Source organism: Paracoccus zeaxanthinifaciens ATCC 21588, from assembly GCF_000420145.1.
GTDB lineage: Bacteria > Pseudomonadota > Alphaproteobacteria > Rhodobacterales > Rhodobacteraceae > Paracoccus > Paracoccus zeaxanthinifaciens.
Genome location: NZ_ATUJ01000020.1, coordinates 25,321 through 37,488 on the forward strand (window position 1 = coordinate 25,321; position 12,168 = coordinate 37,488).

Sequence of the window (12,168 nt, forward strand, 5' to 3'; positions counted from 1 at the left end):
CATGGCGCTGAAGATCGCCGTCGTCGCGCATCTGCGCCATCCCATCGCGGCCCCCTTCATGGGCGGGATGGAGGCGCATGCCTGGCACCTTGTCCGCGGTTTGCGGGCAAGGGGGCATCAGGTCACGCTCTATGCCGCGGGGGACAGCGATCCGGATTTCCGCATCCACCCGATCATCGCGCGGCATTACGATCAGGACTATCCCTGGCACGACTTCCACGGGACGGACGTCCTGAATGCCGTGCTGGACGACGCCTTCGCGCGCTGCACCGAGGCGTTGGACCGGGGCGGGCACGATGTCGTGCACAACAACAGCCTGCACCGCTTTCCGCCGCGCCATGCCTTTGCGACCCGTATGCCGATGGTCACGTCGCTGCATGTTCCCCCCTTCGACGGGCTGCGCCGCGCCGTGCAGGACAGCGCCGCGCCCTGGTCGCGATTTACCGTCTGTTCGGCCCAGCAGGCGGGCCTGTGGTGGCCCGCAGGCGCACCCGAATCCGCCGAGGTTGTCGGCAACGGCATCGACCTGCGGCTGTGGCCCTTTGCCCCTACGGGCGACGGAAGCGCGGTCTGGGCCGGGCGCATCACGCCCACCAAGGGCACCCATCTGGCAGCACAGGCCGCGCGCATCGCGGGCGTTCCCCTGACCATCTTCGGCACCATCGAGCATCGCGACTATTTCGAGGACATGGTCCGCCCGCATCTTGGCGGCGACATCCGTTATGGCGGGCATCTGGAGGGGCGTGAACTGGCCGAGAACCTCGGCCGATCCTCGGTCATGCTGTTCACGCCGCAATGGCAGGAGCCCTTCGGCCTTGTCGCGATCGAGGGGATGGCCTGCGGCTTGCCCGTCGCCAGCACGCGGATCGGCGCGACCCCCGAGGTGATCGGGGATTGCGGCAGCTTCGCAGCGCCCGATGACGCGGCAGGGCTGGCAAGGGCGCTGACGCGCGCCATGCGCATCCCGCGCCACGCCCCCCGCCGCCGGGTCGAGCGCCTGTTCAGCCTGGACCGGATGCTGGACCGCTACGAGGCGAACTACAGGCAGGCCATCGACGCCGCCCGCGACGGCATCGACGCCCGCGCATCCTAGGGCATGAACGGCGCGATCCGGTCGCGGATCGCCTGCACCACCGCTGCCGCATGCGCGCTGTCCGCAGCCGACGGATGGGGTTCCGCGAAGCGCCGCGCATCGTTGTCGAAATAGCGCCCCGAGGCGTCCGCGAATTCCTCGGACAGGGCCGCCCGGGTCAGGATGTCGACGCCGATGCCGATATCGTTGCCCTACGTGCCGAAGCCCTCGCGCACCATGGTCGTCGCCAGAAGCGACCCCGGATTGACCGCGATCGAGGCAGGCCCATCGGGATGCGTCGTGGCGAAATGGCGGCTCCAGATGGTCAGGGCCAGCTTGCTCTGGGCATAGGCGGGGAAGGGATCGAGCCGTTCCTTGCCGTTCATCGCCGCGATCCGCACCGGTGCCTGCGCGGCGGATGACAGGTGCACGATCCGACCCTGCGCAGGCATCTTCGGTACCAACAGGTCGGCCAGAAGGGCGGGCGCGAAGCTGTTGACGACGAAGCGCAGGTCCAGGCCCTGATCCGTGATCGGATCCGGCACGCGGAAGACGCCCGCATTGTTGATCAGCACGTCCAGCGTCTCGATCCGCGCGGCCATCTCGGCCACCTGCGACAGGTCCGACATGTTGGCCAGCTGCGTGCGGATATTGCCACCCCGGGCGCGCAGGCGCTCGGCTGTCGCCTCCAGCTTGGCCTGCGACCGGCCGTGGATGATCAGGCCGTTGCCGCTGGCGGCAAGCGCGTCAGCGGTGGCAAGGCCCAGCCCGTCCGTCGCGCCGGTGATCAGGATCGTCCTGCTCATGCGTCAGTCCTTTCGTGAATGCGACGGCACGTGTCCGGCCTGCCGTTCAAGCGCCTGATGGTTATCGGCCCCGGTCGCCCTGACATCAGAGGCCCGGCAGCACCTGCTTGCCGATGACGCGACCGGATTCCTGGCGGCGATGCGCCTGGGCCAGCGTTTCGGGGTCCAGCACCGCCGCACGCTCGGTCACCGTCGAACGCAGGGTGCCATCGTCCAGCATCCCGGCCACGCGGTTCAGCAGGTGGGACTGCGCGGCCATGTCGTCGGTCTCGAACATCGAGCGGGTGAACATGAACTCCCACGAGACGGTCAGGGCCTTGGGCTTGGCGATCGACATGTCCAGCGTCTTCGGGTCGTCGATCAGCGCGACATGGCCGCGCGGGGCGATCAGGTCCACGATGGCGGGCCAGTGCCGCTCGGTGCCGGTCAGCGCCGCGACATGGTCAGGACGCAGGTCCAGGTCGCGCAGCTGCGCCGCCATGTCGCCGTGATGGTCGATCACGTGATGCGCGCCCATCTGGCGGACCCAGTCGGCGGTCTCGTCGCGCGAAGCGGTCGCGATGATCGTCAGACCCGTCAGCTTGCGGGCCAGCTGGATCAGGATCGAGCCGACCCCGCCCGCGCCGCCGATCACCAGGATGCTGCGCCCCTGACCCCCGCCTTCGGGGATGCGGAAGCTGTCGAACAGCATCTCCCACGCGGTGATCGAGGTGAGGGGCATTCCCGCGGCCTCGGGAAAGTCCAGCGACTCGGGCTTGAGCCCGACGATGCGTTCGTCGACGGCTTGGTATTCGGCATTGCTGCCCGCGCGGGTCACGTCGCCCGCATAGAAGACCTTGTCGCCGATGGCAAAGCCGGTGACCTCGGGGCCGACGGCCTCGACGGTGCCGGCGGCATCGAAGCCCAGGATCGCCGGTCCGACCCCGGGCTGGCGTGCGGCGCGCAGCTTCACGTCGACCGGGTTGACCGAGATGCCCTGCACCCGCACCAGCAGGTCGCGCGGGCCGGGTACCGGACGCTCGGCCTCGAACGCGCGCAGGCGGCCCTCGCCGTCGATGGGGCCGGCCGTGTCATATCCGATCGCTTTCATATCCGTGATCCTTCGCTGAACATTGTCGTTCGCAAAGATAGGACCGTGGGATCGCGAATAAAGCGGGGCGATCGCAAGTTGAGAATTCGGATCTGGCGGATAAACCGGGCAGGGCGGGGGCGCATGGCCCCCCACATGCTCAGACCAGCGCCAAGGAAATCGCGGGCACGAAGGTCACGATCAGCAGCGCGGCCAGCAGTGCCAGCATGAACGGCCAGCCCTTGCGGACGAATTCCGCGAAGGGCGTCTCGGTCAGGTTGCAGACCATCAGCATGACCGTGCCCACCGGCGGCGTCAGCGTCCCGAGCGCGAGGTTCAGGATGACGACGATCCCGAAATGCACCGGGTCGATGCCCAGCTGCACGACGACCGGCTTCAGCAGCGGCACGAGGATGATCAGCAGGGCGTTCCCCTCGATGAACATGCCCAGCACCAGAAGCAGCAGGTTCACCATCAGCAGGAACAGCCAGGGGTTCTGCGTGATCGACATGATCCAGTCGGCCAGCGCGACCCCGGCCTGTTCAAGCGAGAAGATCCAGGCCAGTGCCGATGACATCATGATGACCAGCAGCACCGAGGCGGTCTGCCGTGCGGTCTGGCCGAAGGCGTCGGTCAGGTCGCGCAGCCGCATCTCTCGATAGACGAAGAGGCCGATGATGATGGTCACGAAGGTGGCGATGGCGCCGGCCTCGGTCGGGGTGAAGATCGCAAGGCGGATGCCGCCGATGATGACGAAGATCAGAAGGACGGCGGGCCAGGCCTGGATCAGGGTCCTGCCGGTTTCCTGCGCCGTGGGGCGCGAGGTCCGCGACGGGCGATACCCCTCGCGCCGCGCCACGATCCAGACGGTCAGGATCAGCAGCGCCGAACACAGCAGGCCCGGCAGGATGCCCGCAAGGAACATCGACCCGATCGAGACATCCGCCACCAGGCCATAGATGATCAGCGCGATCCCCGGCGGCAGGATCGGCGTGATCAGCGAGGACGCGGCCGTGATCGCGGCGGCGGTGCCCCGGTTATAGCCCTGCCGGATCATGTCGGGGACCAGCATCCGGCACATCATCGCCGCATCGGCAAGGTTCGATGCCGACAGGCCGCCCATCAGCGTGGAGAGCATGACGTTGGTATGGCCCAGCCCGCCGACCATCCGCCCGACCAGCAGGTCGGCGACGCGCAGCAGGCGCGACGCGATCCCTGTGGTGCCCAGCAGCGTACCCAGCAGGATGAAGAAGGGGATCGCCAGCAGCGAGGGGTTCTGCGTCGGCGCGATCAGACGCTGCACCGCGATCTGCATCGGCATCTGCGCGAAGAACATGAAATAGGCGATGATCGCGGCGAACATGGCCAAGTAGATCCGCATGTTCAGCGCGAACAGCAGGAACATGAAGGGGATGATGACGAACCATTCCATCGTTGCGGCTCCTCAGCCCAGTTCCGGTGCGGGGGTGCCGCGCAGGGTGCGCCAGACGCGGCGCAGGCCGATCAGCGCCATGCCGATCCCGCCGACGGTCACGGCGATGTCGAACCAGAACCACGAGATGCGCAGAAGCTGCGTCTTCTTCAGCGCCGCCTTGACGGCCAGCTCGTAGCCCAGCCACGCCATGGCGATCAGCAGCGCCACGGACGCAAGGCCCACGACGACGTTCAGCCAGCGGATCGCGCCCTCGGGCATCAGCATGGTCACGGCGTCGATCGTCAGGTGCCCGTCGCGGGCCTCGCAGGCGATGGCGCCCAGGAACACGATCCAGATCAGCAGGAAGCCCGACATCTCCTCGGTCCACTGGATGGGCGTTCCGAGGACATAGCGTGCGACGACGGCGGCCGCGGTGATCGCGACCAGCGCGAAGACCAGAAGCCCGCCAAGGGCCTCGGTGATCCGTGTGATGATGTTCATTGTCGGCTCGCGGATGGGCCGGGCGCGCAGGACGCGCCCGGGATGGCGTTACTGCGCAAGCTGCGCCTGGATGTCGTCGAACAGGCCGTCGGACCATTCGGGGAACTGCTCGTAGACGGCCATCGCCTTCTCGCGGAAGGGCGCGACATCGGGATAGGTGACGGTGACGCCCGCTTCCTCCATCGCCGCAAGGATGCGCGCATCCTCCTCGGCGGCCAGTTCCTGGCTGTAGAGCCCGGCCTGGTGCCCGGTCTCGTGCAGCATCTCGATCACCTCGGGGTCAAGCGTGTCGAAATAGGCCTGCCCGCCCAGCCACAGCGACGTGTTCTGCAGATAGGAGATCATCGACAGCTCCTTGGCCTGCTCGTGCAGCTTCTGGCCGAACAGGACCGGCAGCGGGTTCTCGACCCCGTCGATCACGCCCTGCGTCAGCGCCGGGTAGACATCCCCGAGCGGCATCGGGGTGGGCGTGCCGCCCATCGCCTCGATCGCGCGGATCTGCATGATGTTGTTCGGGGTGCGGATCTTCAGCCCGGCCAGGTCCTCGGGCGTCTCGACCTTCCTGGTCGCCAGCAGCTGCCGCGTGCCATAGAGATAGTTCGAGATGACGATGTGGATGCCCTGGTCGCGCAGCGCCTCCTCCTTCTGCTTGAACCAGTCGGATTCGTAGATGCGGAACAGGCTCTCGGCGTCCTCGGTCAGATAGGGGCCGAACAGGATGCCCAGATCGGGGTCGTAATCGGTCAGGAAGCCGACATCGGCGATGGTGATGACGTTGACGCCCAGCATCGCCTGCTCGATCACGTCCTGCTTGGCCCCCAGCTGCGACGAGGGATAGAGGTCCAGCTTCACCTCGCCGTCCGATGCCTCGTCCACCAGCTCGGCCCACCGGTTCATCACCAGGTCGGCAGGCTCGCCGGGGTTGTTCTCGTAGGCGATGCGGATAGTCGTCTCGGCCATCGCAGGCAGTGCCAGCATGATCGCGGCGGTCGCGCCCAGCAGGGCCTTGGTTGCGGTCTTCATTCGGGTCTCCTCCCCCTTGGTTGTCGTGTTCCTGACGTGATCAGCGATCCGGCCGCCGGACGGGCCACAGAGAGATCGGCTCGGGGCCGCCCTCTCGCGCGGCCAGCCAATCGGCCAGGACGTCGCTGGAATGCTGGAAATGGTCGGACAGGGCGCGGGTCAGCGCCGAGTCGTCGCGGGCGGCAAGCGCCTCGATGATGCGTTCGTGCTGGCTGCGCGCGGTCTCGGTGTCCAGCTTCTGGGACTTGCCCACCTCCAGGTAGTAGCGCAGCGGCACCGACAGCACGTCATAGAGCCGGGTCAGCACGCTGTTGCCCGCGGCCTCGACCAGGCCCAGGTGGAAATCGTAATCGGCCTGCGCGGCCTCGGCGGCGGTCAGGGCGTCGGCCATGCGGGCATTGGCGGCGCGGATGCGCGCCAGGATGTCGTCGGTGACGTGGCAGACCATCAGCGGCGCGGCGCCGGTCTCGTTGATGCGGCGGAAGTTCAGGACATCGGTGAAGCTGCGGGCCGAGGTGTCGAAATGCTGCGTCAGCTGGGCGAACATGATGCCGAAATCGGGCTTGCGCACCCGCGCGCCGCGCTTCGTCTTCTCGATCAGCGACAGCGCTTCGAGGTGGATCATCGTCTCGCGGATGGTGTTGCGCGACACGTCGAATCGCAGGGCCAGGTCCCGCTCGTTCGGAAGCAGGTCGCCGGGCTGATGCCTCTCGACGATCTCCTGGCGCAGGATCTCGCGCACTTCCTTGACGGTGGACCGGTCCATGCACCCCCTCCCTTGGGCTTTGGTTGGTTGGACCAAACTACCAAAAGGGGATTCGGGTCAACCCCATTCCGAACGCGATCCGCAGATCAGCCCCACTGTACCGATGCCATCAGCGTGCGCCGGGCGGTCGCCAGGTGGTCGTCGAACAGGGCGCGGGCGCGGGGGCCGTCGCCGCGCAGGATGGCCTGAATGACGGCCAGGTGTTCGCGCAGCGCGGCGCGGTTTCGCGCGGCCTCGTCCCGCTTGTTCCACTGGTAATGGTAATGGACGATGATCGAGATGCGCTGGCCGAACTCTTCGAAGAAGCGGTTGCCCGAGGCATGACAGATCAGCCGGTGGAACTGCGCATCCAGCGCGGGAAACGCGTCCGCGGCAGCATCGCTTCGGGCCAGCATGGCGATGTGCAGAAGCTCCATTTCGGCGATGCGGGGCAGGGCGGGGTGGTCCGGGGTCGCGGTCAGGATGCGCATCGCCTCGCGCTCGATCATTTCCCTCATGACGAACATCTCGGAGGCGTATTCCTTGGTGAAACCCCTGAAACGCAGGGAGGATCTGTCCTCGCGCGCGATCAGGCCGGTTCCCTCGAACTCGGCCAGAAGGGCCGTAAGGATCGGCCGGCCGATCCCCAGATCTCGCGCAAGGGCGGCTTCGGGCAGGACGGAACCCGGGGGCAGGTCGGTTCGCAGGATCCATTCCAGGAAATCCTGGCGGGCGCGTTCCGCGCCGGGCCTGACCTCGCCCTGGTCGAAGCGGTCGGCGGGGGTCGGCAACCGCAGTAGCCGCTTGGTGCGACCTTCCCACCGGATCAGGCCGCTGTCGCGCAGATGCGCAAGCACGGCGCGCGTCGTGGTCCTGCTGACCCCGAGGGCGGCGGCCAGCTCGGCCTCGGACCCCAGGGGGTCGCCCGGGCGCATCGCGGACAGCCTGTCCAGCGCCGCATTGACCGAGGATTTCATGATCTGGTTCTGCCGGGACATCAGTGGGCCATCCGTTTTCTTCTTGAGTGTTCGGTCTTGAATTTATAAAAAACCAACTGGCGGTGTCCAAGTCGGAATTTCAGGACCGCCCAGGAGGAGCAATGACAGATACGATGACCGCCCTGGTCTGCGAAACGCCGGGCCAGTTGCAGATCCACCAGCGCCCGCGCCCTGCCGACCGTCCCGGTCATCTTCGGGTCCGCGTGGCAGCCATCGGCATCTGCGGCACCGATTACCACATCTTCGGCGGCAATCAGCCCTTCCTTCAATATCCGCGCGTCATGGGGCACGAGCTGTCCGGGCATGCGATGGCCGACAGCGCCGACGGGCGCATCGCCAAGGGCGACCTGGTCGTCGTGAACCCCTATCTGACCTGCGGCGACTGCCGGGCCTGCCGCGCGGGCAAGCCGAACTGCTGCGAGAACATCGCCGTTCTGGGCGTCCATACCGATGGCGGCATGGCGCAGGAAATCGTGGTCCCCGAGGGCAACTTGTACCCGGCGGGCGACCTGGATGCCCGCGCCGCCGCGATGGTCGAATTCCTGGCCATCGGCGCGCATGGGGTCCGCCGCGCCGCACCTGCGCCGGGGTCGGATGCGCTCATCGTGGGCGCGGGGCCGATCGGGGTCGGGGCTGCGCTGTTCGCGCGGATCGCGGGTGCGCGCGTCACGCTGCGCGACACCTCGGCCGATCGGCTGACGCTGGCTGCATCCATCATCCCCGACGCCGTGACCGAGCTGGTCTCGGATGCGTCGGACGCGGTCTTCGACACGGTCTTCGATGCCACCGGCAATATCGGGGCCATGAATGCGGGCCTGTCGCATCTTGGGCACGGGGGCGCCTATGTGCTGCTGTCGGTGGTCAAGGGCGACCTGGTCTTTGCCGACCCCGAGTTCCACAAGCGCGAGACGACGCTGCTGGCCAGCCGCAATGCCACGCACGAGGATTTCCGCCACGTCATGGACTGCATGGCGCGGGGCCTCGTGCCGGTCGACCGCATCGCGACGCACCGGACCTCGTTGACGGACGCGGTCGCGGACCTGCCCCGTTGGGCCGAGGATCGCGGCACCGTGGTCAAGGCCCTCATCGAGGTCGCGTGATGGAGCGCCCGACCTCGATCGTGCAGTTCGGGACCTCGCGCTTTCTGCAGGCGCATGCCGACCTGTTCATCCATGAAGGCGACCCCGAATTGGGGATCTCGGTCGTCCAGAGCTCGGGCGATGCGGCGCGGGCGCGGCGGCTGGGGGCCATGGCCGACCCTGCCGGATATCCGGTGCGGATCAGGGGGCGCAAGGACGGGCGCATCGTGGACGAGGAAACGCGCGTCAAATCGGTCAGGCGGACCCTGTCGACGGCAGACGACTGGGCGCGGATCCAGGCGATCGTCACCGACGAGGCGCGGCTGATCCTGTCCAATACCGGCGATGCGGGCTTCGATGCACGTCCCGCCGATGCGCTGCTCCATCCCGACCAGGGACAGTCCTATCCCGCCAAGCTGTTCCACCTGCTGGCGGGGCGGCATGCGGCGGGGGGGGCGCCCCTGACCCTCTGCCCGATGGAGCTGGTCCCCGACAACGGATCCGTCCTGCGTGCCTGCGTCATGGGCGTGGCCGAGGCGCAGGCCGCCCCGGCCGATCTGGTCGCATGGCTGGATCGCTGCATCTGGGTCAATAGCCTGGTCGACCGCATCGTGTCCGAACCGATCGAGCCGGTCGGCGCGGTGGCCGAGCCATACGCGCTGTGGGCCATCGAGGCGCAGCCGGGGCTTGAACTGCCCATCGCGCATCCTGCGGTCCGCATCGTCCCGTCGCTGGAACGGATCGAGCGGCTGAAGCTGCATATCCTCAACCTGGGGCACACGGCGATGGCGGCCTTCTGGCGGCGCGACGGCGGCGATCCCGACGCCATCGTGCGCGACCTGATGGAGGGGCCGGTCGGTCGCGCACTGATGGACCTTATGCGGACCGAGGTGCTGCCCGGCTTCGCCCGCCGCGCCATGGAGCCGGACGCCCGCAGCTATCTCGACGAGACGGTCGAGCGTTTCGCCAATCCCTTCCTCGATCACCGGATCGCGGATATCGCGCAGAACCACCCCCAGAAGGTCGAGCGGCGCATTGGCGCGTTCCTCGACTGGGTCCGCGAGGCCGATCCCGCCTTTGCCGCCCCCGTTCTGGACAAGCTGAGGGCAGAAGCATGACCTATCCCCGCATGATGGTGCTGGACCCTTCGGATTCGGTCGCGGTCGCCCTGACGCCCTGGCCCGCGGGCGAGGATCGTGACGGCCTGATAGCAGTCGAGGATATCGACCGCGGCCACAAGATCGCCCGCCACGACATCCCGCAGGGGCAGCCGATCCTGAAATACGGGCAGGTCATGGCCATCGCCAGCCGCGACATCGCCCGGGGCGCGCATGTGCATGTCCAGAACTGCGCCCTGCCCGAAGGCGCTGCCGCGATGTCGGCGGTCGGCGCGCGTCTGCCCGAACCGCCCGCCCGCCGCAGTTTCATGGGCTATCTCCGTCCGAACGGGCGGGTGGGGACGCGCAACTATGTCGGGGTCATGGCCTCGGTGAACTGTTCCTCGACGGTCTGCAACGCCATCGCCGCCGAGGCGAACCGGACGCTGCTGCCGCTGTTTCTCGGCATCGACGGCTTCGCGCCCATCGTCCACGACCAGGGCTGCGGCATGGCCAACCAGGGCGAGGGCTTCGATGCGCTGGTCCGCACGCTGAAAGGGTATCGCGACCATCCGAATTTCGGCGGCGTGCTGATCATCGGCCTGGGATGCGAGGTGAACCAGCTGACGCTCTATGCCCGGAACGACTGGACGTCCGAGCGCTTCCGCTGCTTCAACATTCAGGAGGTCGGCGGATCGCGATCCGCGGTCACCCGCGCGGTCGAGCTGCTGCGCCCCATCGCCCGGGCCGCCGACAAGGACCGCCGGTCCGAGCAGCCGGTATCCGAGCTGGTGCTGGGCATGCAATGCGGCGGATCGGACGGTTTCTCGGGGATCACGGCGAACCCGGCGCTCGGGGTCGCATCGGACCTGCTGGTCGCGGCGGGCGGCACCTCGATCCTGTCGGAAACCCCCGAGATCTATGGCGCCGAGCATCTGCTGACGGCCCGCGCGACGCCCGAGACCGGCGCCCGCATCGACGGGATGATCGACTGGTGGCGCGACTATGCCGCCAAGAACGGCGCGTCGCTGGACAACAATCCCAGCCCCGGCAACAAGAAGGGCGGCCTGACGACGATCCTGGAGAAATCCCTGGGGGCCGTGGCCAAGGGCGGGCTTGCGCCGCTGTCGGGGGCCTTCGCCTATGCCGAGCGGATCGACCGCAGGGGCTTTGTCTACATGGACAGCCCCGGATACGATCCGGTGGCGGCGACGGGGCAGGTCGCGTCGGGGGCGAACATCATCGCCTTCACGACCGGTCGCGGGTCCTGCTTCGGGGCCAAGCCCGCACCGTCGCTGAAGCTGTCGTCGAATTCCGACCTGGCCCGCAGCATGCCCGAGGATATCGACATCGATTGCGGCCCCGTCGTGGACGAGGGGCTGTCCTTGCCGCAGATGGGGGTGCGGATCTACGATGCGATCCTCGATGCCGCGTCGGGCAGCAGGACCGCCTCGGAAGAGTTCGGCTATGGCGACAACGAGTTCGTGCCGTGGAAGATCGGTGCCGTCCTCTAGGGTCAGGACCCATTGATCTGGTTGCGCGAGCGTGATTCACCGTTCGAAAACGAGCGGTGAACATGTCTGATCTTTTCTGGTTGAGCGATGCGCAGATGGCGCGTCTGGAGCCTTACTTTCCCAAGTCGCATGGCAAGCTCAGGGTTGATGACCGGCGTGTCTTGAGCGGGATTATCTTCATCAATCGCAATGGCTTGCGGTGGCGCGATGCACCAAGGGAATACGGCCCGCACAAGACGCTCTACAATCGCTGGAAGCGTTGGAGCGACAGGGGTGTCTTCGCCCGGATCATGGCGGGGTTGGCGGCCGAGCACGGTGAAGAGACGACCGTGATGATCGACGCAACTCATCTGAAGGCCCATCGTACGGCGTCCAGCCTGGGCGTCAAAAAGGGGGGCGTGCGCGTCTGATTGGCCGAACCAAGGGCGGCATGAATACGACGCTGCACGCGATCTGCGACAGATGAGCCATCTCGCGCCATCGGTCCGAGCGACGATGGCGAATGCCGACCCATCGACCTGTTCCTGACTGCCGGACCCGTCAGCGACTACATCGGGGCGCGCGCCCTGGTGAGCGGGTTGCCCAACGTGAAGTGGCTGCTCGGAGGTCGTGGCTATGATGCCGATTTGTTCCGAGAAGCGTTGCAAAACAGAGGGATATGCCCCTGCATTCCCGGTCGGAAGCAGCGCAAGACCCCAGTCAAATACGACAAGCGCCGCTACAAGCGGCGCAACAGGATCGAGATCGTGTTCGGCAGGCTCAAGGACTGGAGGAGGGTTGCGACCCGCTGTGATCGCTGTCCGCAAACCTTCTTCTCAGCAATAGCACTCGCTGCGACCGTAATCTTCTG

At 67.1% G+C, this 12,168-nt stretch carries 11 protein-coding genes and 1 pseudogene; 5 read left to right on the forward strand and 7 right to left on the reverse strand.

The genetic code is table 11. From position 1 onward, the window contains the following. The first annotated feature begins 1 nt into the window (after nt 1). Nucleotides 2-1,093 (forward strand): glycosyltransferase, encoded by a 1,092-nt coding sequence (locus F804_RS16655; protein WP_022708479.1) that lies wholly within the window; start codon nt 2-4, stop codon nt 1,091-1,093. Between the two features lie 191 nt (nt 1,094-1,284). Here F804_RS16655 and F804_RS16660 read toward each other — a convergent pair whose 3' ends face one another. The 7 genes from F804_RS16660 to F804_RS0114575 form a co-directional block, all read right to left on the reverse strand. Continuing rightward, entirely contained in the window at nt 1,285-1,878 is a 594-nt protein-coding gene (locus F804_RS16660) for an SDR family NAD(P)-dependent oxidoreductase (RefSeq protein WP_342662175.1), read from the reverse strand. A gap of 85 nt (nt 1,879-1,963) precedes the next feature. Beyond that, nucleotides 1,964-2,968 (reverse strand): zinc-binding alcohol dehydrogenase family protein, encoded by a 1,005-nt coding sequence (locus tag F804_RS0114550; protein ID WP_022708480.1) that lies wholly within the window; start codon nt 2,966-2,968, stop codon nt 1,964-1,966. 139 nt (nt 2,969-3,107) lie between these two features. Beyond that, nucleotides 3,108-4,379 carry a TRAP transporter large permease gene (locus tag F804_RS0114555; RefSeq protein ID WP_022708481.1) on the reverse strand — a complete coding sequence of 424 codons (1,272 nt, stop codon included), beginning with the start codon at nt 4,377-4,379 and terminating at the stop codon, nt 3,108-3,110. A 12-nt stretch (nt 4,380-4,391) separates the two neighbouring features. Further along, nucleotides 4,392-4,862 carry a TRAP transporter small permease gene (locus F804_RS0114560; protein ID WP_022708482.1) on the reverse strand — a complete coding sequence of 157 codons (471 nt, stop codon included), beginning with the start codon at nt 4,860-4,862 and terminating at the stop codon, nt 4,392-4,394. Between the two features lie 48 nt (nt 4,863-4,910). Continuing rightward, nucleotides 4,911-5,885, reverse strand: a complete 975-nt coding sequence (locus tag F804_RS0114565) for a C4-dicarboxylate TRAP transporter substrate-binding protein (protein WP_022708483.1) — start codon at nt 5,883-5,885, stop codon at nt 4,911-4,913. Between the two features lie 40 nt (nt 5,886-5,925). Next, nucleotides 5,926-6,651, reverse strand: coding sequence for a FadR/GntR family transcriptional regulator (locus F804_RS0114570; RefSeq protein WP_022708484.1), 726 nt, complete (start codon nt 6,649-6,651; stop codon nt 5,926-5,928). A gap of 86 nt (nt 6,652-6,737) precedes the next feature. Continuing rightward, nucleotides 6,738-7,628, reverse strand: a complete 891-nt coding sequence (locus tag F804_RS0114575; protein ID WP_022708485.1) for a GntR family transcriptional regulator — start codon at nt 7,626-7,628, stop codon at nt 6,738-6,740. Nucleotides 7,629-7,741: 113 nt separating this feature from the next. On the opposite strand from F804_RS0114575, the gene F804_RS0114580 reads away from it, so the two are divergent. The 4 genes and pseudogenes from F804_RS0114580 to F804_RS17245 all read left to right on the forward strand — a co-directional run. Next, nucleotides 7,742-8,728, forward strand: coding sequence for a zinc-binding alcohol dehydrogenase family protein (locus tag F804_RS0114580; RefSeq protein WP_022708486.1), 987 nt, complete (start codon nt 7,742-7,744; stop codon nt 8,726-8,728). Then, nucleotides 8,728-9,825, forward strand: a complete 1,098-nt coding sequence (locus F804_RS0114585; protein WP_022708487.1) for a mannitol dehydrogenase family protein — start codon at nt 8,728-8,730, stop codon at nt 9,823-9,825. Before F804_RS0114580 ends, F804_RS0114585 begins: the two co-directional genes overlap by 1 nt. Next, nucleotides 9,822-11,318: a UxaA family hydrolase gene (locus tag F804_RS0114590; protein WP_022708488.1), complete on the forward strand. Its 1,497-nt coding sequence runs from the start codon at nt 9,822-9,824 to the stop codon at nt 11,316-11,318. Before F804_RS0114585 ends, F804_RS0114590 begins: the two co-directional genes overlap by 4 nt. 62 nt (nt 11,319-11,380) lie before the next feature. Continuing rightward, a pseudogene (locus tag F804_RS17245) lies at nt 11,381-12,168 on the forward strand (IS5 family transposase); the annotation flags it as partial.